Source organism: Amycolatopsis thermalba (genome assembly GCF_003385215.1).
Classification (GTDB): domain Bacteria; phylum Actinomycetota; class Actinomycetes; order Mycobacteriales; family Pseudonocardiaceae; genus Amycolatopsis_E; species Amycolatopsis_E thermalba.
Genome location: NZ_PQHW01000068.1, coordinates 1 through 22,722, shown reverse-complemented (window position 1 = coordinate 22,722; position 22,722 = coordinate 1). Strand labels below are relative to the sequence as shown.

Genomic DNA, 22,722 nt, shown 5'->3' with positions numbered 1-22,722 from the left:
GGGCGAGCGAAGGCGGTAGCGACAAGTCGATCTCCCCAGTGAATGTGATGAGTGATACCAAGAGAATCACTCTTATGGGGGAAATACGTTACGCGCGGCGAAAAGGTTGCCCCGACTGATCGGTAACTTACTACTGGTCAGAACCCTGTGGTGGTGGTTACGCTTTACCTGTGACCTCGCGTAACAGCAATGCGGCTGACTATGACGTCATCGTGGTCGGATCGGGGTTCGGCGGCAGGGTGGCCGCGCTCCGGCTGACCGAGAAGGGCTACCGGGTGGCCGTCGTGGAGGCGGGCCGCCGGTTCGCCGACGACGAGTTCGCCAAGACGTCCTGGGACCTCAAGCGCTACCTGTGGGCGCCGGCGCTGGGCTGCTTCGGCATCCAGCGGATCCACCTGCTCCGCGACGTGATGATCCTGGCCGGCGCCGGGGTCGGCGGCGGGTCGCTGGTGTACGCCAACACGCTGTACCGGCCGCTCAAGCCGTTCTACCAGGACAAGCAGTGGGCGCACATCACCGACTGGGAGTCCGAGCTGGCGCCGTACTACGACCAGGCGAGCCGGATGCTCGGGGTGGTCACGAACCCCACGGTGACGCCGTCGGACGAGGTCATCCAGAAGGTCGCCGCCGACATGGGCGTGGCCGACAGCTACCACCCGACGCCGGTCGGGGTGTTCTTCGACAAGCCGGGGCAGCGGGTGCCCGACCCGTACTTCGGCGGGGCCGGGCCGGAGCGGACGGGCTGCACCGAGTGCGGCTCGTGCATGACCGGCTGCCGGGTCGGCGCGAAGAACACGCTGGTCAAGAACTACCTGTACCTCGCCGAACAGGGCGGCGCGCAGGTCATCCCGCTGACCACGGTCACCGCTGTCCGCCCGCGCGGGGACGGCTCGTTCGAGGTCGACGTGCGCAAGACCGGCACCAGGTCGAAGCGGTTCCGCACCACGCTCACCGCCGGGCGGGTCGTGCTCGCCGCGGGCACCTGGGGCACGCAGCGGCTGCTGCACGAGATGCGCGACCAGGGCGTGCTGCCCCGGCTGTCGCCGCGGCTGGGCGAGCTGACCCGCACCAACTCCGAGGCCATCATCGGCGCCGGCCGCCCGACCGTCGACCCGGAGCGCGACTTCAGCAAGGGCGTGGCGATCACGTCGTCGTTCCACCCCGACGAGTCCACCCACATCGAGCCGGTGCGCTACGGCAAGGGCAGCAACGCGATGAGCCTGCTGCAGACGATCGCCACCGACGGTTCGGTGCCGACGCCGCGCTGGCTGCAGGCGGTGCGGTTCCTGGCCAGGCACCCGGTGCAGAGCGCGAAGCTGCTCAACGGGTACCGGTGGAGCGAGCGGACCGTGATCCTGCTGGTGATGCAGAGCCTGGACAACTCGATCACCACCTACACCAGGCGCGGCCTGTTCGGGCGGCGCAAGTACACGTCGAAGCAGGGCCACGGCGAGCCGAACCCGACGTTCATCCCGGCCGGCCACCAGGCGAACGAGCTGACCGCCAAGCACATCGACGGCACCGCGGGCGGCACCTGGGGCGAGGTCTTCGACATCCCGCTCACCGCGCACTTCATCGGCGGCGCGCCGATCGGCACCAGCCCCGAGGACGGGGTGATCGACCCGTACCACCGGGTGTTCGGCTACCCCGGACTGTCCATCGTGGACGGTACCGCGATCACCGCGAACCTCGGCGTGAACCCGTCGCTGACCATCACCGCGCAGGCCGAGCGCGCGTTCTCGTTCTGGCCCAACAAGGGCGAGGCGGACCAGCGGCCGGACCAGTCGAAGGGCTACCGGCGGATCAAGCCGGTCGCGCCGAAGAACCCGGCGGTCCCGGCCGACGCGCCGGCCGCCCTCCGACTGCCGCTGGTGTCTACAGGTCGATCCCGGCGAACACGGTGACCCGCTCCTCGGTGAGGTCGTGCATGGCGGCGAGCACGCCTTCCCGGCCCACCCCGGAGCCCTTCACCCCGCCGTAGGGCATCTGGTCGGCGCGGTAGGACGGCACGTCCCCGATGATCACGCCGCCGACCTCGAGTTCGGCGGAGGCGCGGAAGGCGAGGCGGACGTCGCGGGTGAAGACACCGGCCTGCAGGCCGTAGGCGGAGGCGTTGACCGCGGCGAACGCCTCGTCGGCGTCGTCCACCACGGAGACGGCCAGCACCGGGCCGAAGATCTCCTCCGACCAGGCCTTGGTGTCGGCCGGGACGCTGGTGAGCAGGGTCGGCTCGACGGTCGCGCCCTGGCGCGAGCCGCCGGCCAGGAGCTTGGCGCCGGCGGCGACGGCCTCGTCCACCCAGGCCACGATCCGCTCCGCGGCGGCCTCGTCGACGACCGGGCCGACGTCCACAGTGGAGTCGTAGGGGTCGCCGGTGCGCAGTGCGCCGATGGCTTCGGCGAGCGCGGGGATGAACTCGTCGGCCACCGAGCGCTCGACCAGGACCCGCTGCACCGCGATGCACGACTGGCCGGCCTGGTAGTTGCCGAAGGTCGCGATGCGCTGGGCCGCGCCCGCCAGGTCGGGCCAGTCGCCGAGCACGACCGCGGCCGCGTTGCCGCCCAGTTCGAGGACGACGTGCTTGCGCGGGGCGGCCTCGGCCAGCGACCAGCCGACCGGGCCGGAGCCGGTGAACGACACGACCGGCAGGCGCGGGTCGGCGACCAGCTTCGCGGTGTCCTCGTTGCCGAGGGGCAGGACCGAGAACGCGCCCGCCGGCAGGTCGGTCTCGGCCAGGATCTCGCCCAGGACCAGCGCGGACAGCGGGGTGCGCGGGGCGGGCTTGACGATGATCGGGGCGCCGACGGCGAGCGCGGGGGCGACCTTGTGGGCGACGAGGTTGAGCGGGAAGTTGAACGGCGCGATGCCCAGGACCGGGCCGCGCGGGATCCGGCGGACCATGGCCAGGCGGTTTTCGCCCGCGGTGTCGGTGTCCAGGCGCTGCAGGTCGCCGGAGAAGCGGCGGGCCTCCTCGGCGGCGATGCGGAAGACGTTGACCGCGCGGCGCACCTCGGCCTCGGCCCACTTGAGCGGCTTGCCGTTCTCGGCGGTGATCAGCTCGGCGAGTTCCTCGGCGCGCGCGGCGAGTTGCTGCGAGGTGTGGTCCAGCGCGGCGGCCCGGACGTGCGCTGGTGTCCGGCGCAGCTTCGGCGCGACGGCGACCGCGGCGGCCACCGCACGCTCGACCTGATCCGCCCCCGGCACTGCGACGGTCGCCACCTCGCTGCCGTCGAACGGGTGATGCACGTCCAGGGTGGCCGTCCCCTGCTGCGCCCGGCCGGCGATCCAGGCCGGCCGCGGTTCCGGCGTGATGGTGTCCATGACAACAACTTAGGCGCCTGACGGAGCGTGGTCTCGCGGTCGGCGCGGGCTACCCGATCGGGTTACTCAGAGCTCCACGACGTCCCGGAGCGCACCCAGGAGCGCGCCGAGGCAGATGTCGTGCAACTGCTCGCGGGTGACCGACCCGGTGGTGAGCCATTCCACGCACAGGGTGCGGACGAAGGTGAGCCAGCTCAGCACGATCGCGGAGACGACGCCGCGGACCTCGTCGGGGAGCCGGGCCGCGTCGAGCACGCGTTCGCGGAGAACGGTCAGCTCGTCGTCGATGACCGCCTGCACCCCGCGGTCACCGGCGAGGGTCCGGTTGGCGGCCAGCACGGTGTTGCGGTGAGCCGCGAAGTAGTCGAAGTGGGCTTCGAGTGCGGCCGAGATCTGGTCCGGGATCGACGCGCCGGACTCGAAGCGGGCCTGGGACAGGAGGTTGTCCGCGGCCTGCCGGTACACGGCGGCGAACAGGCCGGGCTTGGTGGGGAAGTAGCGGTACAGCAGCGCGCGGGAGACGCCGGCCTCGTCGGCGATGTCCTCCATCAAGACCTCGTCGTACGGCTTGGCCGCGAACAGGCGCGCGCCGGCGTCGAGGAGTTCCGCGCGACGGGCGGCGGGAGTGAGGCGGCGGCGTGCGGTCACGCCCCCACGTTACTCGACATGCGTCTACTAGTAGGGCTTAGTAGATACACGTCTACTAAGGGGTTGACATGGCTCGGGCGTTGAAGTGGCTGATGCTGGCGATGGGCGTCGTCTGCGCGGCGATCGGGGTGTTCCACTTCGTCGGCGGGATCGCGTCGGTCCCCGGCGAGGGGGGCGCGGGAGCGACGGTGGACAGCCGGGAACGCTTCTACGGCGCGCTGTTCTTCGGGTACGGGCTGGCGTGGATCTGGGCCGCGCGGCGGGTGCCGATCCCGGCTTCCGCGGTCCGATGGCGCGGTGATCTTCTGGCTCGGCGCCGCCGGCCGGCTGGTGTCACTGGCCGTGCACGGGTGGCCGCAGTGGTTCCAGCTGGCGCTGACGGCGGTCGAGGTCGCGCTGCCGCCGGTGTTCCTGTGGCTGGCCGCGGCGGACGAGAAGGCCCGGGCCGGCGCGGAACCGGCACGACCCCGGTGATGGAATACCCGCCGCGCCGCCCCTGTTGTACGAGCTGGTCGGTGCGGTCCGTGTCCCCCGGGCCTCACCCTTCACCGTCAGGGAACACCGGTTCGCCCGGAGCCCTGTTCGGACCTTTCGCCGAGAGGCGACCGCCGCACCGGCCCCCAGTCTCGAAGAACCCCGTCCCCGGGCGCACGTGACCGAGCCCACCTGGGACGATGGGAGACACACGTCGTCCTGATGGAGGTCCGGTGTCCAATCCGAGCGGTCCGGTGCTCGTCGTCGACTTCGGCGCGCAGTACGCGCAGCTGATCGCCCGCCGGGTCCGCGAGGCCCAGGTCTACTCCGAGGTGGTGCCGCACACCGCGTCGGTCGACGAGATCCTCGCCAAGAACCCCTCCGCGATCGTCCTGTCCGGCGGCCCGGCCAGCGCCTACTCGCCCGACGCGCCCGGCATGGACCCCGCGCTGGCCAAGTCCGGCGTCCCGATCTTCGGCATCTGCTACGGCTTCCAGGTCCTCGCCCAGGCGCTCGGCGGCACCGTCGAAGCCACCGGCAACCGCGAGTACGGCCGCACCGAGGTGCACATCCCGGCCGACGGCGGCGTCCTGCACCGCGAGCTGCCCGAGCGGCACCAGGTGTGGATGAGCCACGGCGACAGCGTCACCAAACCCCCCGCGGGCGCGAAGGTCACCGCGACCTCCGAGGGCGCCCCGGTCGCCGCCTACGAGAACACCGACGACCGCATCGCCGGCGTCCAGTACCACCCCGAGGTCCTGCACTCGCCGCACGGCCAGGAGGTCCTGCGCCGGTTCCTGCACGACATCGCCGGCATCAAGCCCCAGTGGACGACCGCCTCGATCGTCGAGGAGCAGATCGGCCGCATCCGCGAGCAGATCGGCGAGGACGGCCGCGCGATCTGCGGCCTGTCCGGCGGCGTCGACTCCGCCGTCGCCGCCGCGCTGGTCCAGCGCGCCATCGGCGACCGGCTCACCTGCGTCTTCGTCGACCACGGCCTGCTGCGCCGCGGCGAGCGCGCCCCGGTCGAGCGCGACTTCGTCGCCGCCACCGGCGTGAACCTGGTGACCGTCGACGCCCGCGAGCGCTTCCTCGACGCGCTGGCCGGCGTCACCGACCCGGAGCAGAAGCGCAAGATCATCGGCCGCGAGTTCATCCGCGTCTTCGAGCAGGCCGAGCGCGACCTCAAGGCCGAGGGCGACTACCGCTTCCTCGTCCAGGGCACGCTGTACCCGGACGTCGTCGAGTCCGGCGGCGGCACCGGCGCGGCCAACATCAAGAGCCACCACAACGTCGGCGGCCTGCCCGAGGACCTGCAGTTCGAGCTGGTCGAGCCGCTGCGGCTGCTGTTCAAGGACGAGGTCCGCCGCGTCGGGCTGGAGCTGGGCCTGCCGGAGACGATCGTGCACCGGCAGCCGTTCCCCGGGCCCGGCCTGGGCATCCGGATCATCGGCGAGGTCACCGCGGACCGGCTGGAGACGCTGCGCGCCGCCGACGCGATCGCCCGCGAGGAGCTGACCGCGGCCGGCCTGGACCGCGACATCTGGCAGTGCCCGGTGGTGCTGCTCGCGGACGTCCGCAGCGTCGGCGTCCAGGGCGACGGCCGCACCTACGGTCACCCCGTCGTGCTGCGCCCGGTGTCCAGCGAGGACGCCATGACGGCCGACTGGACCCGCCTGCCCTACGACGTGCTGGAACGCATCTCCACCCGCATCACCAACGAGGTTCCCGAGGTCAACCGGGTCGTGCTGGACGTGACCAGCAAGCCGCCGGGCACCATCGAGTGGGAGTGATCCGGACCGACTGACCGGGGGCGACGTGCTTCCAGTACTGGTGATCGGGAAACGCGCCGGACAGGGCGTCGGCTTCTGGATGCTCACCTGGTGACGAAAAAGGGAGCCGCGAACGGCTCCCTTTCCCTGGCCTGGCAACGACCGGCTCAGTCCCGCCGGCCTCCGCGCATCGACGCCCCCAGCATCAGCACCCCGACGAGCACCGCGCCGCCCGCCAGCACCCACTTCAGGTCGAAGGAGGGTAGCCAGGTGGCGCCGTCGGACAACACGTACGCCGAGACCAGCAGCGTCGCGATGCCGATGATCAGCGTGAAGACGTCGACCCCGCGGCGGCGCTCCGGCTCCGCGGGCGTCTCCGTGTCGTAGGAGTACGGGTTCTCCCGCTCAGCCACGACGCACCTCCAGCGTCCCGACGCCCTGGTCGGCCGTCAGCGTCAGCTGCAGCCCGCCCGGACCGTCCGTTCCGTAGTCCACCCCGGTGATCGGAGCGGCCCCGACCCCGCTCGTCTGGCGGCCGAAGCAGTTCGCCTCACCGAACTGCGACACGCACGTGTAGGTGACGTCCGCCGTCGCCGGCACGCGCACCGTCGTGTCGCCCGCGCCGAGGTGCACCTCGGTCCGCACCGGCACGTCCGCGGGCAGCCTGGTCAGATCCAGGTCGACCGTCCCGGCTGTGCGCTGGTAGCTCGGCAGCACCTCGGCCGCGGTCGCCGGCGTGACCCGCAGGTCGCCCATCCCGCCGGAGTAGTCGCCGACCGGCATGGTGGTCAACGCGACGCCCACGATCGACAGCGGCACCGCCAGCACGGCCAGCTTGCGGCCGCCGCCGGCGAACGCACCGGCCACCATCCCGACGCCCAGGACCCCGAGCACCAGGCCGATGACGTGCTGCGGCGAGAACCATGCCTCACCGGACGAACCGATCGCCGCGCCGACCCCGGCGACCAGCAGCGCGATGCCGAAGGTCGCGACACCGATCTTGCTCGTCCGCCGCGCCCCGCGCGGCGGACGCGGCGGCGCCGGGGCCGGCGGCGGAACCGGGTCCGGCAGGTCCCACGCCATCGGGTCCGCGCCCAGCGGGTCCCACCCGGACTCGGCCCGCTCGGTGGTGCCCGGCGCGCTCATCGAGAACGCCGCGGGACCGACCGTGGTGGCCGCGGGCGTCACCGGCACCGGCCGGTTGAGGTGCCCGCGCCCGCGGTGCAGCAGGTACAGCGCGGTGACCATCATCGCCGCCCCGATGATGCCGCCCCCGTTGAACCAGCCACCGGCGAACGCCCAGCTGGACAGCGGGAAGAACAGGATGCCCAGCACGATCGTGAGGTGCTTGGACATCGAGCTGCGGCCCTGCCCGAACAGCGACTCGACCGGCGACACCTCGTCGCCCTCGGCCGGGAACAGCAGCCAGCACAGCAGGTACAGCGAAGCGCCGACCCCGCCGAACACGGTCGCCGTCACGAACGCCACCCGCACGATCACCGGATCGATGCCGTACCGGTTGCCGATGGCCGCCGCGACACCGCCGATCTTGCCGCCCCGGGTGGGACGGCGCGGGCGGCTGGCCCAGAAGTCCTTCACGGTCTCCTCGAAACCGCCCAGGCCATGCGGTTTCGGAGCCTCTGCCGTGTCGTTCATGGTGCCCAGCATGCGGGAGCCGGGCCGCACGCACATCGGGGAACGACCCTGAGTTTGCCGCGGCCGCGATCCCCGGGGTTTTCCCGGATGAATCGTGCCTTGCGGGCGTGTGACCATGGCAGAACCATGGATCACGTGCAGGAGAAGCCGCGGACCGAGACCGGTATGCCGCTGCCGCGCCCACCGGGCGAGGCGGCGGTGGTGCCGGCCGCCGGGAGCGCGCTGACGGAGGCCGACGAGCGGCCCAAGATGTACCGGCGCCGGTCCAGCCGGGTGGTGGCGGGGGTCGCCTCCGGTCTGGCCGACCACCTCGGCATCAAGGTGCTCTGGGTGCGCGCGACGTTCGCGATACTGGCGGCGTTCGGCGGGGCCGGTCTGGTGGCCTACGGGCTGCTGTGGGTGTTCGTGCCGCAGCGGCGCCGCGAGGAGACCGAGACGCCGGCCACGCCGAAGGAGAAGCAGCAGGCGATCGGCCTGGTCATCCTGGGCATCGGCCTGCTGGTCGCCGGTGGCGCCCTCACCGGCGCGATCAACGGCTGGGTCGCGGTGCCGCTCGCGCTGGCGCTGGTCGGCGCCGCGGTCGTGTGGCGGGAGGCCGACGAGTCGCAGCGCCGCCGATGGCGGGACGGGGCGCGCTCGGGTGTCGCGGGCATGGTGCTCGGCGGCGGGGGGTGGTCGGCGGCGATCCGGATCCTGGCCGGCGTCGCGCTGGTGATCACCGGGATCGGTGTCGTCGTGCTGCGCACCGGATCGCTCGACCAGGTGCAGTTCGCGCTGCTCGCGGTGCTCGCGACGCTGGTCGGGGTGGCGGTGCTGACCGTGCCGTTCTGGCTGCGGATGGGCCGCGACCTGGGGGAGGAGCGCCGGGCCCGCATCCGCACCGAGGAGCGCGCGGAGATCGCCGCGCACCTGCACGATTCGGTCCTGCAGACCCTGGCGCTGATCCAGAAGCAGTCGGAGTCGCCGAAGGAGGTCGCCCGCCTGGCACGCAGCCAGGAACGCGAGCTGCGTGGCTGGCTCTACGGCCCGTCCGGCTACGGCACGCCGAAGCAGGAGGGTAAGGACCAGTTCACTGTGTTTTCCAGGGCGGTCGCGACCGCTTGCGGCGAGGTCGAGGACACGTTCGCGATCTCGGTGTCGCAGGTGGTGGTCGGCGACGCGCAGCTGGACGAGCGGCTCACCGCGCTGGTGCTGGCGGCCCGTGAGGCGATGGTCAACGCGGCCAAGCACGCGGGGGTCGACGAGGTGAGCGTGTACGCCGAGGTGGAGCCCACCGGGGTCACCGTGTTCGTGCGGGACCGGGGCAAGGGCTTCGACCCGGAGACCGTGTCGGAGGACCGGCATGGCCTCGCGGACTCCATCCGGGGGAGGATGGAGCGCAACGGCGGCACGGTACGGCTGCGCACGGCGCCCGGGGACGGCACCGAGGTGCAGCTGGAAATGCCGGTGAAAGCCGAATCTGGAGGGACGCGTTGAGCGAGACACCGCAGCCGAAGGCCCCCATCAGCGTGTTCCTGGTCGACGACCACGCGCTGTTCCGGGCCGGGGTGCGCACCGAACTGGACTCGATCACCGACGAGGTGCGGGTGGTGGGCGAGGCCGGCTCGGTCGCCGAGGCGGTCGCCGGGATCGCCCGGACGAAACCGCAGGTCGTGCTGCTCGACGTGCACATGCCCGACGGCGGTGGTGCGGAGGTGCTCCGCCGCGTCCGCACCGACCTGCCCGACGTCGTGTTCCTGGCCCTGTCGGTGTCCGACGCGGCCGAGGACGTCATCGCGGTCATCCGCGCCGGCGCCCGCGGGTACGTCACCAAGACCATCTCGTCGAAGGAGCTGGTGCGGGCCATCGCGCGGGTGTCCGAGGGCGACGCGGTGTTCTCGCCGCGGCTGGCCGGTTTCGTGCTGGACGCGTTCGCCGACCGGCCGGGCTCGGCGCCGATCAGCGACCCCGAGCTGGACCTGCTGACCCCGCGCGAGCGGGACGTGCTGCGCCTGCTCGCGCGGGGCTACGCCTACAAGGAGATCGCCTCGGAGCTGTACATCTCGGTGAAGACCGTCGAGACGCACGTGTCCAGCGTCCTGCGCAAGACCCAGCTGTCCAACCGCTACGAGCTCTCCCGCTGGGCGTCGGACCGCAGGCTGGTCTGAACCAGGACGCGGCGCCGCACGCGCGTCAGGGCGACCCCGGCGAGCACGACCGCGACCCCGGCGAGGATCCGCGGGTTCAGGTCCTCGCCGAGGAAGAGCGCGCCGAGCGCCAGTGACACGACGGGCAGCAGGTAGCCGACGGTGGAGGCGGTGACCGCGCCTTCGGTCGCCAGCAGGCGGTAGCTCAGCGCGAACGCGAACCCGGTGGAGAACACCCCGAGGATCACCACGGCGATCACCGGACCGGCGGACAGGTGCACCGGCGTGGTGCCACCGGCGGGCATGGCGAGCAGCGTGAACCCGGTCGCCGCGGTCATCTGCGCGCCGGCCAGCGCGACCGGCGACGAGCCGGTGCCGGACAGGTGCTTGCCCTCGTAGACGAAGACGAACCCGTAGCTCACCGCGGCGGCGAGGCAGGCCAGCGCACCCCAGCTGAGCAGACCGGACTCCTGCCAGGGCGCGAAGATCAGCACGGTGCCGACGAGCCCGGCGAGCAGCCCGGTGAGCTTCGGCGGGTCGAGCCGCCGTTCGACGCCCATCAGCACGGCCATGAGCAGCGTCCACAGCGGGGTGGTCGCGTTCAGCACGCCGGTGACGCCGGAGCTGACGGTCTGCTCGCCGATCGCGAACAGCAGGAACGGCAGCGCGTTGTGGAACAGCGCGGCGACCAGCAGGTGCGTCCAGATCCGCCGTCCGGCCGGGAGCCGGTCCCGGGCGGCGTAGCAGAGCCCGACGAGCACCGCGCTGCCCAGTGCGGTGCGGATGAGCACGATCTGGACCGGCGTGAACGCCTGCAGCCCGATCTTGATCCACAGGAAGCTCGATCCCCACATGAGTGCCAGCGCGGCCAGGCGCAGCAGAGTTTTCGTTTCGGCCACGACCTTCACGATCGCGCCGGCGATCTGTAAGAACAAGCGAAATTATCTACACGCTGCTGTAAGCAGAACTGTATTCTCGGGGCATGCTCGACGTCCGCCGGTTGCAGGTGCTGCGGGCCGTGGTGTCCAGCGGGTCGATCAGCGCGGCCGCCCGCAACCTCGGCTACACCCCGTCCGCGATCAGCCAGCAGTTGTCCACTTTGGAGCGCGAGGCGGGTACCGCGCTGCTGGAGCGGGTCGGCCGCGGGGTGCGGCCCACCCCGGCCGGCGCGTTGTTGTCCCAGCACGCCGAGGTCGTGTGCGCGCAGTTGTCCAAGGCCGAGTCGGAGCTGGCGGACCTGAAGGCGGGCCGGACGGGCCGCCTGGCGATCCGCTACTTCGCGACGGCCGGCGCGTCGCTGGTACCGCCCGCGGTGGCGGCGTTGCGGGCCGAGTACCCGGGCGTGCAGCTGGACCTGCGGCTCCTGGAACCCGTGGACGCGCTGCCACAGGTGGAAAACGGCGACGCCGACGTGGCGATCGTGGTGTTCGCCGGCCCGTACTCGAAGCCGGGCGTCGAGCTGTACCACCTGTTCGACGACCCGTACCGCGTGGCGCTGCCGAAGAGCCACCCGCTGGCCCGCAAGAGGGTCGTGGACCTGGCCGACCTGGCCGACGAGCCGTGGATCAACAACGAGGGCGTACCCGGCCCGTGCCGGGACGTGCTCATGGCCGCCTGCGGGGCCGCCGGTTTCGTGCCGAACTTCGTCATGGAGTGCGAGGACTACGCCACCGCGCAGGGCTTCGTCGCGGCGGGGCTGGGCATCAGCCTGGTCCCGGTGCTGGGCCTGGGCGCCCCCCAACCCGGCGCGGTGGTCCGGCGAATCCGCAACCCGGAACCCATCCGCCCGATCCACGCCGCGGTATCCACCCGCTCACGCGACCAGCCAGCGCTCCGCCACCTACTGAAGGTGCTCAAGGAAACGAAGACGGACGCCGCCGCATAACAAACCCCAAACACGCACACAACCGCCACCCGGCAACGCAACCGGCCCCACCGCCCGAGCCACCCCCTCTCCCGCAACCCGATCCCCAGCCAAATCGGTTGCCGAGCAGCGGGGTCAAGGTACTCTTTCCAGCCTTGACGCCGCTTCTCGGCAACCGAACAATTGAAGATCGGGTTCGGGAGGGGCAAATCCGGGCGTAGCGAAGCGAAGCCGACGCTTTTCAGATACGCGCGTAGCGCAAACAACACCCAACTCAAAGAAACAAAAGCTGAGTAACCCCGATCCCAATGGCCGCCGCAACGAGCACAGCCATGGTCGCCAAAATCAACTGCCGCACCCGCACCGGCGAAATCCGCACAATCGGCTCCTTCGGCGGCGAAGGCGGCGGCGTCTGCGGCCGGAACGCGGGCACCGTCGGCAGGGCGGGCGCGGTCGGCGGGATGAACGCCGTCTGCCGCCCCTGCGTGATGGCCTGGAACGAGGTGATGCTGTCGCCCAGCGTGGGGCGGCTCAGGGGGTCCTCGCGCAGCAGCTTCATCAACGCGGGCGCGAGCACGCCGGCCTTCTCCGGCTGCCGCAGCGGCCCGCCGCCGTGGTCGCCGTAGGGCGGCACGCCCTCGACCGCCGTGTAGAGCGTCGCCCCGAGGGAGAACGCGTCGGTGGCCGGTGCGGCGGTCGCGCCGCGCGAGAGTTCCGGCGCCCGGTAGGCGGGGTTGAACCCGGCGCCGGTGAACCCGATGTCGGTGACCTTGACGCCGCCGTCGTCGGCGAGCAGCACGTTGCCCGGCTCCAGCCCGCGGTGCACGACACCGGCCCGGTGCGCCGCGGCCAGCGCGGACGCGAGCTGGATGCCCAGGAACGCGGTCTGCTCGGGCGTGAGCGTGCCGTACTCGGCGAGGAAGTCCGCCATGTTGCGCGAGGGCACGTACTCCATGACGACCCACGGGTTCGCCCCGTCACGCAGCACGTCGTACACGCCGATGGCGCAGTTGTGCTGGATCCGCATCGCCGCGCGGCCCTCGTCCAGCGCGGCGGCGATCGACTGCTCGCTGTGCCCCGGCGCGACCGGCATCTTCTTCGCGGCCACCGTGCGGTTCAGCTGCGTGTCGTACGCCAGCCACACGATTCCGGCGCGGCCACGACCGATCGGCTGGTCCAACCGGTACCGGCCGCCGACGAGTGCGCCCTCAGTACCCACTACACCCTCTCGTCGTCCCGGCGTGTCGGATAGTCACCCACCACCCTACTGGCCGATCCTGAACGTTTCCGGCAGTCGACTTACTGGGTTGGCGAGGTGGCCCCAGTGCTCGGCTCTTCTTCCTCGCTGGACGAGGAGGTCGGGGTCTTCGTCGGGCTCGACTTGCTGGGCGACGAGGTCCGCGGCGTCGAGGTCTCCTCCACGGAACTGCGGCGCGAAGAGGAGGGCCGGGTCTGCTCGTTGCTCTCGCTCCACCGCGTCACGGTGGGCGTCGAGCTCTCCGTCGTCTCGACCGACGAGCTGGTCACCGGCGGCGGCAGCACCGGCGGGCTGGTCTCGGTGGTGTTCGTGGCGTGGTCCGGCTGGCTGAACAGCCAGATGCCGAGCGCCACGAGGCCGGCCACCACGACGGCGCCGATCGCGGCCGGCACCTTCCAATTGCCCCGCTTCTCGTCCGCTTCCTCCGCCGCCGGGCGGGGCTCGTCGTCGTAGCCGTCGTACCCGGCGGGCACCGCGCGCGTCCCGCCCTGGCGGTCGTAGTCGTCCGTCGGGTAGGCGGCTGTGCTGCCGTACGGGTCCGCGTAGTCGTCGTACTCGTCGTAGAACTGGTCGCTCGCGCCGCCGGCCAGCGTGCCGGAGTGCGCGCCCAGGTCGTCGCCCCGGAAGGCTCGCGTGGCACCCGCGCCCGCGGCCGCCCCCAGCGCACCGGCGGCCAGCGCGCCACCGGCGAGCGCCCCGCCGGAGGGCGAGAACTGGGTCTCGTCGTCCGGCCCGCCCAGCGGCGTCTCACCGCGCGCCACGGCGGCGAGCAGCTCCTCGGCCTCGGCGGCGGTCGGGCGGTGCTGGACCTCGGGGTGCAGCAGCACGGCCAGCACACTCGCCAGCGGACCGGACTGCCGCGGCGGGTTGATCTGCCCCGCGGCGACCGCGTGCAGCAGGCTCAGGGTGTTCTCGCTCAGCCCGAACGGGGGCTGGCCCTCGCACGCGGCGTACAGCGTGGAGCCCAGGGAGAACACGTCGGCCTCCGGACCGGGGTCGCCGCCGATCGCGACCTCCGGCGCCAGGTAGGCGGGGGTGCCGGCGATCATGCCGGTCTTGGTGACCGTGACGTCGTCCTTGGCGCGCGAGATGCCGAAGTCGGTGATCTTCACCACACCGTTGTCGGCGAGCAGGATGTTGCCCGGCTTGATGTCCCGGTGCACGATCCCGACCGCGTGCGCCTCCTTGAGCGCGGCCGCGATCTGGGCGCCGATGCGCGCCACCTCGCGCGGCGGCAGCGTCTTCCGGTCCCGCAGCAGCTCGGCCAGGCTGGTCGAGGGCAGGTACTCCATCACCAGGCACGGGTGGCCGTTGTCGTCGGTGACGACGTCGAACACGGAGATGGCGTTCGGGTGGTGCAGACGGGCGGCGATGCGCCCCTCGCGCATGGTGCGCTGCTTGGCGTCCTCGGCCTCGTGCTGGTCCAGCCCCGGTTGCAGAAGCAACTGCTTGATCGCGACGGCGCGACCGAGTACGTCGTCGTGCGCCTGCCACACGGCGCCCATGGCGCCGGAGCCGATTCGCCGTTCGATCCGGTACCGGCCGGCGACCAGGCGACCCTCGTCGCTCACGCGACCTCCTTCGGGGGCTGTTTCAGGGCGCGACGCAGTGCCGCACGTCTGGGAGCCTATGCACGTAGCTCGGCCCGTAGGCCGGGGTGGGCCAGATCCGTTCAGTCAAGGCTAGGGTGCTCACTCTGCGCGCATGCATCCGGCACTGTCTGGGGCGGCCCGGGCCACGCCTGCTATGGCGGCGCTACAGCTCCTCGGCGGCCAGCAGGACCGCCTCCGAGATGCTGCGTCCGGCCTCGTCGAGACCCAGCTGCTGGGTGACGCGCAGCCGCGTGCCGTCGTCGCGGCGCATCAGCACCACGGCGAGCACCGACCCGTCCGGCTGGACGTCCGCCTGCGTCACCTCGACCTGGCGCATGGTGCTCCAGGCCCGCACCAGGTCACCGGCCTCCTCACCGGCCAGTGCCGGGCTGAGCAGGTCCAGCGCCTTCTCCGGCGCGGAGTCCACCCGCCGGTAGAACTCGTTGACCACCGCCAGCTTCTCCGCGTCGGTCAGCTCGGGGGTGGTCGTCGTCGGCGCGGCGGAGCCCTCGGGAGCGCTCGTCACCCCGGCCGCGGGTGCCTGGGTCTGCGTCACCGGCACCTGGGCGGCCGGCGCGAGGTTCAGCTGGGGGTGGCCGGGGGTGCGACCGCCGTGCTGCTCGTCCGGGGCGCCCCCGGAGGCGAACCCGCCGAGCGCGGCCGCGCCGGTGATCTGCGGCGGGGCCGGGCTGGCCGGCGCGGCCGACTGGTCGCGGCCCCGGCTGAGCAGCGACGACGCCACGACCGCGCCGACGAGCAGCGTGCCGGCCATGGTCAGCCCGGTGAGCTTGGCGAGCTTCGCGCCCCGGCTCTCCGGTTCCCGCCGCGGTTCGGTCCGGGTCCGCACGCGCGGGGGCGGCAGGTACTTCCGCGGCTCGCGGAACACCTGCGTGAGGTACTCGCGGTCGACCATCTCGTTGTCGAGGATCTCGGGGGAGATCAGCTCCTCGACGCGGAGTGCGTCCGGCGTGCGGATGGCGCGACGCCGTTCGTGTGCGACTCTCATGGACCTGTCGTCTGGATCTTCCGTCTCGGGGGGACTCGCCGGGGGTGTCTAGCTGTTCATCAGCGAACCCCGGTACCGCGTTACCGGCCACCCCCGATCGGTGGAGGGGCACCCGGGCACGACGAACGGCAGTTGCCGTCACCCACCTGGACCAACGTGCTGGTCAGGCCCCGTCGCTGGTGATCTTGTCGCCGGAGAACTCGAGGGTGCGCTGCTCGGTGACCTGGGTGCCGTCCTTGTAGACGGTCTGCACGGTGCACACCGTCTTGCCGTCGTACTGGTGCACGCGGATGTGCTTGACCTGGAAGTACGCCACGTTCGCGTACTTGCGCGCCAGCCCCTGCGGACCCTCCTGCCGCAGCTCGCCGCTGGTCATCGAGGCGGCCGCCTCGGGGTTCTCGGTGACCGTGTCGAGGTAGCTCTGCGAGGTGCTGGCCAGCGTCTTCGGGTCCTCGTCCGCGTACACGGTGAACCGGTACGGGTCGGCCTCGTAGGGCGCGGGGGAGGGCGGCGGCTTGCGCGGGACCGAGCTGGTGGTCGGCGTCGGTGTGGCCGAGCCGCTGGTGGGGCCACCGGCGGTGGAGGTCTCGCGGACCGTGCTCGGGCTGGGAGCCCGCACGCCCGCGCTCTCGGTCGGCTGGACGCTGGTCGTGCCCGCCACCGGGACGTCGTCAGGGGACGTGCTGCCGGCGGAGTCGCCCTGCGCGCCGCCTCCGGTGGGCGGCGCGAGCTGCTCGCCGGACAGCGTGGGCACGCCGCCGCCGAGGCCCGGGACCCACCCGCCGCCCGCCTGGTCGGGCGCCGGTTTCGCGACGAACGCCGAGCCGGCGAACATCAGCGCGACGACGACGCCGCCCGAGGAGGCGGTGGCGAACCAGGCGGCCTTGCGCCAGCTGCGCGGCGGGGTCACCGAGGCCGGCACGTTGCCGAGGTCGAAGGAGCCGAGGCCGGTGACCGGCGCCGCCTCGTACACGCGCACGTCGGTGTCCTCGGCGTCGCGGTTGCGCGGCGGGGTCAGCTTGACCTTGGTGCGCTGGGGTCGCCGCCCGGCCGGGCTCGCCTGCACCGGCTGGGGCGGGGGAACGGGGAGCTCACCGTGCGCGGAGGGGAACACCTCGGCGCAGGGCCGGGTGTCCGGGATGCGTTCGGTCAGCGGCAGGGAACCGCGGGCGGGTGCGTCGAACGGTTGCGGCACCCGCCGGACGGCCGGCTGGTTCGCCGGGACGACCGGGGTCCAGGTTCCGGCGCCACGGCGGTGCCGGCCGGTCCGGGAACGAGAGCTTTCCGTGAATTCGGCCCCGCGTGTCATGCCGTGTGGACACCGCCCTCTGCGTCCTCTGACGCCGGAGGAAGGCCGATTCGACCGAATGGAGCAGGCCGTGCATGTGCGGGTGCACGTTCGTCTGCACGCGCACGACCTGTCGCCGGGCGCGTGGTGCCGAATCTGGGCCGTTCCACGCCCTCAAGAGTAGGAGCCCGCGGCTGTTGTCAAAGCGTGAGCCCGCAAGTTCACTCTGTTGGGGCGTCGGCGTTCCCGTCACCCACCGCTTCGGTAGCGCGCCTGGGTCGACTGGAGGGCCTTGGTGGCGACTGCGCCGCTGCCCGCGGCGACGATGATCGCGAGGATGTCCATTCCGGTGCCACCCGACGTGAACAGCCACGCGAGCAGCGCCGCGGCGGAGGTTCCCCCGGCGAGCGCCCACCGGCCGCGGACGTACTGCGCGACCGGCGCGCCGCCGGCCCGCTTGTTCGCCGCGTTGTTCAGCAGTGCCAAGTAACCCACATGGGCTAGCGAGGCGAGCACACTGGCGATCGCGATGATGACCGCGATGACGTTAATCATGTCTCCAGTGTGCCCGTCCGCCGAGCCACCGGACCTCCGGGAAGCCCCGGAAATCGGACGATTTTTCAGCGGCCGAGCCGGCCGCGCCCCAGGTTCAGCAGCGCCATCGCGAGCTGGCGGCCGTCCGGGCCGAGTTCGCGGTAGCGGGCGAGCACGTCCATCTCGCGGTTGTAGACGATGCGGGTGCCGCCCGCGGCCATCCGCGCGGCGCCGATCGTCTGGGACACCTCGACCCGGCGCTTGACGAGCCGCAGGATCTCGGAGTCGAGCCAGTCGATCTCCTTGCGCAGCTCGGCGATCTCCTCGGCCGAGGCGACGGGTTCGCCCGAGGTCTCCGGCGAGCTGTCCTTCTCATTCGTGCGTGCGTTCATCGGGCCCTCCGGTCGGTTTCCGGACCCGCACGGCCCCGAAGCCGACGAAAGCCCCGGGTCCGCGGACTCCGGGGCTTGTGGTGACGGTGGTGTGGGCACCTACGCGATCACGGGAGCCGGAGTCCGGATCCCGTAGAAAAATCGGTACGCGTGGTGCTGCACGAGATCAGTATGGCACAACTCGTCCCCGGCCGCGGACGGCCGCGTGTGCGAGCAGGCTCACGCCGAGCCAGAACACCGGGAACACCGGCCAGAAGAACTCCGCGTCCGACACCGCGAACCGGACCACGAGCAGCGCCGACAGCACGGCCACGACCGCGGCGTGCACGCGCAGCGGTCGTGGGAAGCGCGGCGGCCGCGGCGGCGTTGGTTCCGGTAGGTCGCGCGTGAGCGCGGTCAGTTCGTCGACGTAGGTCGCGGCGTAGGCGGCCGCGAGCCGCTCTTCGGCTTCGCCTAGGGTCAGCCTGCCCTCGCCGCTCGCCTCCTGCAGCCGGGTCGCCACGCGCTCCCGGTCCTGGTCCCCGGCGCGGATCCGGGTCGATGGTGTGGTCATGTCGTCGATCCTCCGCGCGGCGAGCGCCTCGCGCGTCCGTCCGCCGTCGACACCTGGCGGTACGTCCGGCGCGGTAAACCGTCAGTGCCCCCGAGTAGCGTGGAGAACCGATGAGCACCCTGTTCGACCTCCCCGCCGAGCCGCCCGCGCCCGCCGCGCCGGGCCGCCACGCCGACCTGCTCGCCGACCTCAACCCCGCGCAGCGGGAGGCGGTCACGCACGCCGGGGCGCCGCTGCTGGTCGTCGCGGGCGCCGGGTCGGGCAAGACCCGGGTGCTGACCCGCCGGATCGCCTACCTGCTGGCCGAGCGCGGCGTGCACCCCGGCGAGATCATGGCGATCACGTTCACCAACAAGGCCGCGGCCGAGATGCGCGAGCGCGTCAGCGAACTGGTCGGCAGGCGGGCGAACGCGATGTGGGTCTCCACGTTCCACTCGATGTGCGTGCGGTTGCTGCGCCGCGAGGCCAAGACGCTGGACATGTCGTCGAACTTCTCGATCTACGACGCCGACGACACCCGGCGCCTGGTCACGCTCGTGGCGCGCGACCTGGACATCGACCCCAAGCGCTACCCGGCCCGCGCGCTGGCCGTGCACATCTCCAACCACAAGAACGAGCTGGCCGACCCGGAGGACGCCACCGCGAAGGCGTCCAACGACCTGGAGCGCCGCGTCGCCGAGGTCTACACCGAGTACCAGCGGCGGCTCCGGCTGGCCAACGCGTTCGACTTCGACGACCTGATCATGCGCACGGTCGAGCTGTTCCAGACCTTCCCCGACGTGGCCGAGCACTACCGCCGCCGGTTCCGGCACGTCCTGGTCGACGAGTACCAGGACACCAACCACGCCCAGTACACGCTGGTGCGGGAGCTGGTCGGCACCGCGACCAGCGAGTCCGGCGTCGAGCCGGCCGAGCTGTGCGTGGTCGGTGACGCCGACCAGTCGATCTACGCCTTCCGCGGCGCCACGATCCGCAACATCGAGGAGTTCGAGCGGGACTTCCCGGACGCCCGCACGATCCTGCTGGAGCAGAACTACCGCTCCACCCAGACCATCCTGTCCGCGGCCAACGCGGTCATCGCGCGCAACCCCAACCGGCGGGACAAGCGGCTGTGGACCGACTCCGGCGACGGCGAGAAGATCGGCGTGTACGTCGCCGACAACGAGCACGACGAGGCGGCCTTCGTCGCGGGCGAGATCGACGCGCTGGTCGACCAGGGCCAGGCGAAGTACTCCGACGTCGCGGTCTTCTACCGCACGAACAACCAGTCGCGGGTGTTCGAGGAGATCTTCATCCGGCTCGGGCTGCCCTACCGGGTGGTCGGCGGCGTCCGGTTCTACGAGCGGCGCGAGGTGCGGGACGCGCTGGCCTACCTGCGGGTGCTGGCCAACCCGGAGGACACGGTCAGCCTGCGGCGGATCCTGAACGTGCCCAAGCGGGGCATCGGCGAGCGGGCCGAGGCGTGCGTGGCCACGCACGCCGAGCGCGAGCGGATCTCCTTCGCGGCCGCGTTGCGCGACGCCGCGGCGGGCCGGGTGGCGCTGCTCAACCCGCGGTCGGCCAAGGCGATCGCCGGGTTCGTGGAGCTGCTCGACGGGTTGATCGAGCTGGTCGACGGCGGCGCCGAGGTCGCGGACGTGCTGGAAGCCGTGCTGGAGCGCACCGGGTACCGGGCCGAGCTGGAGGAGTCCGACGACCCGCAGGACGCCTCGCGGGTGGACAACCTGACCGAGCTGATCACGGTCGCGCGCGAGTTCGCGGAGCAGGCGGCCGAGATGGCGCCGCTCGCCGAGGACGACGCCGGGGTGCCCGAACCGGGCTCGCTGCCCGCGTTCCTGGAGCGGGTGTCGCTGGTCGCGGACGCGGATTCGGTGCCGAGCCCGGACGAGGACGGTGAGGAAGAGGACTCGGGCGTGGTCACGCTGATGACCGTGCACACCGCCAAGGGGCTGGAGTACCCGGTGGTGTTCTGCACGGGCTGGGAGGACGGCGTCTTCCCGCACCTGCGTGCGCTGGGCGAGCCGGCCGAGCTGGCGGAGGAACGGCGGCTGGCGTACGTGGCGATCACGCGGGCGCGGCAGCGGCTGTACCTGAGCCGGGCGATCACCCGGTCGGCGTGGGGGCAGCCGATGACGAACCCGGCGTCCCGGTTCTTCGACGAGGTGCCCGCCGAGCTGCTCGACTGGCGCCGCGAGGAGCCGTCGTCGGCCGCCGAGCCGTCCTTCGGCTCACCGCGCGCCGCGACGACGTGGGGACGGCGGTCGCGCTTCGGCGAGGACTCCGCGCAGGCCGGCATCGCGGCCCGCGGCATGCGGTCGACGCCGTTCAAGGGCTGGCAGAACACGGTCGCGCTGAAGCTCGAGGTGGGCGACCGGGTCAACCACGACAAGTACGGACTGGGCACGGTGGTCGAAACCTCCGGCGAGGGCCCCCGCGCCACGGCGACGATCGATTTCGGCAGTGCCGGCAAGGTGAAGCTGATGTTGATCGGCAGCGTGCCGATGGTGAAGCTGTAGCCGCTGTGTGCCCGGCTGCGGAGGGCGCGGCTGCGGAGGGCGCGGCTGTGGCCGCTCGCCGGGGCGCGGAGGGGGCGGCCGCAGGCGCCGCTCGCCGGGGCGTGGAGGCTGCGGCCGCAGCCGCCGCTCGGCGGTGGGCCGGTTCGTGCGGCTGCCCGTTCGCTGGTGCGGCAAATCTGCCCCAGCCGGTGTTGAGGGTGCGGCTGTAGCCGCCGCTCGCCGCGCGCGGCGATGAAGCTGTAGCCGCCGCTCGCTGGGCTCCGACGGCGAAGCTGCATCCGCTGCGCGCCAGCGGGCCGTTCGCTTGTGCGCTACCGGTGCACCGGCTGAGGCCGCCGGTGCGATCACGGCCCGCACCGCCCCGGCGCACCTCCACTCCGAGGCCACTTCCGGCGCCCACCATCTCCAGCCCTCAGCCGGATCGCGCGCACGGCGTTCTCGCCCCCGCACCGGCCACTCCCCACGCCCCACTAACTCGATCGGGCGATCATCGAGCTCCAACCAACCCAAAACTGTCAGACCCCTCCGCTATACCTGTCTCGAACGAAAGTTCGAACCCTCGGGAGGTCATGGTGTGGGCAAGCAGTGGTTCCCGTACGTGCGAGCAGCCGTCCTGGAGCGCATCGAGCGCATGGTCGCGCGTGCGGCTCGCGACGGGGCATTACCGGCCGCGGAGGCGCTCGTCGTACTCGGAGCCTGGCAGGCGCTCCTGGAGCGGCACGGCGGGCCCGATGGCCGGTGCGTGCTGTGCCGGCGCACGTCGCGGAGGCTGTGCACGGTCTGGCAGGTCGCGGTGGCCTACTTCGTGCGGCCGTGAACGAGCGCGGGAGGGGCCGTCAGAGGTACACGCCGCGGGCGGCGAGCCAGCTGCGCGGGTCGACCTTTTTGACGCCGTTGAGCCAGACCTCGAAGTGCAGGTGCGGGCCGGTGCTCTGGCCGCGGTTGCCGATCTCGGCGATCTTCTGCCCGCACTTGACCTTCTGGCCCTCGCGCACCGAGTAGCTGTTCATGTGGCCGTACACCTGGACGGTGCCGTCCTCCAGCTGAATCTTCACCCACAGGCCGAAGCCGCTGGCGGGGCCGGCCTCGATCACCACGCCGTCGGAGGCGGCGTAGATCGGGGTGCCGATCGAGTTGGCGATGTCGATGCCGTAGTGGCTGGTGCCCCAGCGGGCGCCGAAGCCGGAGGTGTAGGTGCCCTTCGCGGGCGCGCAGGTCTTCGGGCGAGCGGCCTCTTCGGCGGCGATGCGGGCGGCCTCGGCGTCGCGGGCCTGGCGGGCCATCGTGACGTTCTCGCTGTCGGTGAGGCGCTGCACCTCGGCCGAGGCGTCCGTGAAGTTGGCCGCGGGAAGGATCTCGGGAGCGCCGGTGGGGGCGTCACCACCGACGGCGAACGACGCGCTGGCGTCCTCGGCGTTGGCCAGAGGGGTCACGCCGGCGTCGGAAGTCTGTACGGCTTGGAGCGTCTGTCCCGCGGCGGCCGCGGCGAACGCGCCGGCCGCGACGGCGGCGACCACGACCCGGCCACGCAGCGCCGACGAGGGCGCGGGGAGCCGGTGAGCGCCCCGGACCCGGACGACGGCGCCGTCCAGAGCGTCGTCATCGAGTGCCGGGGAAGGAGCTTGGCCGCCGGGGGAGCGGTATCGAGCCAAGTCGAGGCCTTCCGTTACTCGGGGGGTCAGACAGCGGGCGCCGTCGTCCGGGTCCGGGGCGCTCACCGGC

At 72.1% G+C, this 22,722-nt stretch carries 21 protein-coding genes and 1 pseudogene; 9 read left to right on the top strand and 13 right to left on the bottom strand.

The genetic code is table 11. The features are described 5' to 3' along the window. Positions 1–170: 170 nt before the first annotated feature. Positions 171–1,904 (top strand): FAD-dependent oxidoreductase, encoded by a 1,734-nt coding sequence (locus tag D0D15_RS24020; RefSeq protein WP_115944751.1) that lies wholly within the window; start codon positions 171–173, stop codon positions 1,902–1,904. On the opposite strand, the gene D0D15_RS24015 is transcribed toward D0D15_RS24020, so the two are convergent. Together D0D15_RS24015 and D0D15_RS24010 are read right to left on the bottom strand one after the other, a co-directional pair. Beyond that, positions 1,876–3,321, bottom strand: a complete 1,446-nt coding sequence (locus D0D15_RS24015) for an aldehyde dehydrogenase family protein (RefSeq protein ID WP_094003970.1) — start codon at positions 3,319–3,321, stop codon at positions 1,876–1,878. The two genes, D0D15_RS24020 and D0D15_RS24015, sit on opposite strands and share 29 nt — an antisense overlap. A gap of 66 nt (positions 3,322–3,387) precedes the next feature. Continuing rightward, positions 3,388–3,969 carry a TetR/AcrR family transcriptional regulator gene (locus tag D0D15_RS24010; RefSeq protein WP_094003971.1) on the bottom strand — a complete coding sequence of 194 codons (582 nt, stop codon included), beginning with the start codon at positions 3,967–3,969 and terminating at the stop codon, positions 3,388–3,390. A gap of 68 nt (positions 3,970–4,037) precedes the next feature. On the opposite strand from D0D15_RS24010, the pseudogene D0D15_RS37895 reads away from it, so the two are divergent. The 3 genes and pseudogenes from D0D15_RS37895 to guaA form a co-directional block, all read left to right on the top strand. Then, positions 4,038–4,202 (top strand): annotated as a pseudogene (locus D0D15_RS37895) (DUF4345 family protein); the annotation flags it as partial. A gap of 64 nt (positions 4,203–4,266) precedes the next feature. Next, entirely contained in the window at positions 4,267–4,443 is a 177-nt protein-coding gene (locus D0D15_RS37625) for a DUF4345 family protein (RefSeq protein WP_208646188.1), read from the top strand. A gap of 233 nt (positions 4,444–4,676) precedes the next feature. Next, the gene (gene guaA / locus D0D15_RS24000) at positions 4,677–6,236 is read left to right on the top strand and encodes a glutamine-hydrolyzing GMP synthase (protein WP_115944750.1); all 1,560 of its coding nucleotides are present in this window, start codon (positions 4,677–4,679) and stop codon (positions 6,234–6,236) included. Positions 6,237–6,382: 146 nt separating this feature from the next. Here the strand turns inward: guaA and D0D15_RS23995 are convergent, their stop codons facing one another. Both D0D15_RS23995 and D0D15_RS23990 read right to left on the bottom strand, forming a co-directional pair. Further along, positions 6,383–6,628 carry a hypothetical protein gene (locus tag D0D15_RS23995; RefSeq protein WP_094003973.1) on the bottom strand — a complete coding sequence of 82 codons (246 nt, stop codon included), beginning with the start codon at positions 6,626–6,628 and terminating at the stop codon, positions 6,383–6,385. Continuing rightward, complete coding sequence (locus tag D0D15_RS23990) at positions 6,621–7,883, bottom strand: PspC domain-containing protein (protein ID WP_115944749.1); 1,263 nt, start codon at positions 7,881–7,883, stop codon at positions 6,621–6,623. The genes D0D15_RS23995 and D0D15_RS23990 overlap by 8 nt, the downstream gene beginning before the upstream one ends. Before the next feature lie 114 nt (positions 7,884–7,997). Here D0D15_RS23990 and D0D15_RS23985 point away from each other — a divergent pair, with 114 nt between their 5' ends. Beyond that, positions 7,998–9,347, top strand: coding sequence for an ATP-binding protein (locus D0D15_RS23985; protein ID WP_094003975.1), 1,350 nt, complete (start codon positions 7,998–8,000; stop codon positions 9,345–9,347). Further along, the gene (locus D0D15_RS23980; protein WP_094003976.1) at positions 9,344–10,018 is read left to right on the top strand and encodes a response regulator; all 675 of its coding nucleotides are present in this window, start codon (positions 9,344–9,346) and stop codon (positions 10,016–10,018) included. Before D0D15_RS23985 ends, D0D15_RS23980 begins: the two co-directional genes overlap by 4 nt. Here the strand turns inward: D0D15_RS23980 and D0D15_RS23975 are convergent. Continuing rightward, positions 9,976–10,896 carry a DMT family transporter gene (locus D0D15_RS23975; RefSeq protein ID WP_094004035.1) on the bottom strand — a complete coding sequence of 307 codons (921 nt, stop codon included), beginning with the start codon at positions 10,894–10,896 and terminating at the stop codon, positions 9,976–9,978. The two genes, D0D15_RS23980 and D0D15_RS23975, sit on opposite strands and share 43 nt — an antisense overlap. A gap of 83 nt (positions 10,897–10,979) precedes the next feature. Between D0D15_RS23975 and D0D15_RS23970 the strand changes: the two genes are divergently transcribed. Beyond that, positions 10,980–11,882: a LysR family transcriptional regulator gene (locus tag D0D15_RS23970; protein WP_094003977.1), complete on the top strand. Its 903-nt coding sequence runs from the start codon at positions 10,980–10,982 to the stop codon at positions 11,880–11,882. 253 nt (positions 11,883–12,135) lie between these two features. Here the strand turns inward: D0D15_RS23970 and D0D15_RS23965 are convergent, their stop codons facing one another. The 7 genes from D0D15_RS23965 to D0D15_RS23935 form a co-directional block, all read right to left on the bottom strand. Then, positions 12,136–13,080 carry a serine/threonine-protein kinase gene (locus D0D15_RS23965; RefSeq protein ID WP_094003978.1) on the bottom strand — a complete coding sequence of 315 codons (945 nt, stop codon included), beginning with the start codon at positions 13,078–13,080 and terminating at the stop codon, positions 12,136–12,138. A gap of 80 nt (positions 13,081–13,160) precedes the next feature. After that, positions 13,161–14,690 (bottom strand): serine/threonine-protein kinase, encoded by a 1,530-nt coding sequence (locus tag D0D15_RS23960; RefSeq protein WP_094003979.1) that lies wholly within the window; start codon positions 14,688–14,690, stop codon positions 13,161–13,163. Positions 14,691–14,874: 184 nt separating this feature from the next. Beyond that, positions 14,875–15,717 carry a hypothetical protein gene (locus D0D15_RS23955; protein ID WP_094003980.1) on the bottom strand — a complete coding sequence of 281 codons (843 nt, stop codon included), beginning with the start codon at positions 15,715–15,717 and terminating at the stop codon, positions 14,875–14,877. Positions 15,718–15,880: 163 nt separating this feature from the next. Then, positions 15,881–16,912 (bottom strand): hypothetical protein, encoded by a 1,032-nt coding sequence (locus D0D15_RS23950; RefSeq protein WP_094004036.1) that lies wholly within the window; start codon positions 16,910–16,912, stop codon positions 15,881–15,883. Between the two features lie 342 nt (positions 16,913–17,254). After that, positions 17,255–17,560 carry a hypothetical protein gene (locus D0D15_RS23945; protein ID WP_094003981.1) on the bottom strand — a complete coding sequence of 102 codons (306 nt, stop codon included), beginning with the start codon at positions 17,558–17,560 and terminating at the stop codon, positions 17,255–17,257. Between the two features lie 65 nt (positions 17,561–17,625). Beyond that, a complete protein-coding gene (locus D0D15_RS23940) occupies positions 17,626–17,931 on the bottom strand; it encodes a chorismate mutase (RefSeq protein WP_094003982.1) in 306 nt (101 codons plus the stop codon). A gap of 166 nt (positions 17,932–18,097) precedes the next feature. Continuing rightward, positions 18,098–18,484 carry a DUF1707 SHOCT-like domain-containing protein gene (locus tag D0D15_RS23935; RefSeq protein ID WP_094003983.1) on the bottom strand — a complete coding sequence of 129 codons (387 nt, stop codon included), beginning with the start codon at positions 18,482–18,484 and terminating at the stop codon, positions 18,098–18,100. A 110-nt stretch (positions 18,485–18,594) separates the two neighbouring features. Here D0D15_RS23935 and pcrA point away from each other — a divergent pair, with 110 nt between their 5' ends. Both pcrA and D0D15_RS23925 read left to right on the top strand, forming a co-directional pair. Beyond that, positions 18,595–21,000: a DNA helicase PcrA gene (gene pcrA / locus D0D15_RS23930; RefSeq protein WP_115944748.1), complete on the top strand. Its 2,406-nt coding sequence runs from the start codon at positions 18,595–18,597 to the stop codon at positions 20,998–21,000. Positions 21,001–21,574: 574 nt separating this feature from the next. Next, positions 21,575–21,817, top strand: a complete 243-nt coding sequence (locus tag D0D15_RS23925; protein ID WP_094003985.1) for a hypothetical protein — start codon at positions 21,575–21,577, stop codon at positions 21,815–21,817. 19 nt (positions 21,818–21,836) lie between these two features. On the opposite strand, the gene D0D15_RS23920 is transcribed toward D0D15_RS23925, so the two are convergent. Then, positions 21,837–22,517: a M23 family metallopeptidase gene (locus tag D0D15_RS23920; protein ID WP_094003986.1), complete on the bottom strand. Its 681-nt coding sequence runs from the start codon at positions 22,515–22,517 to the stop codon at positions 21,837–21,839. Positions 22,518–22,722 lie beyond the last annotated feature (205 nt).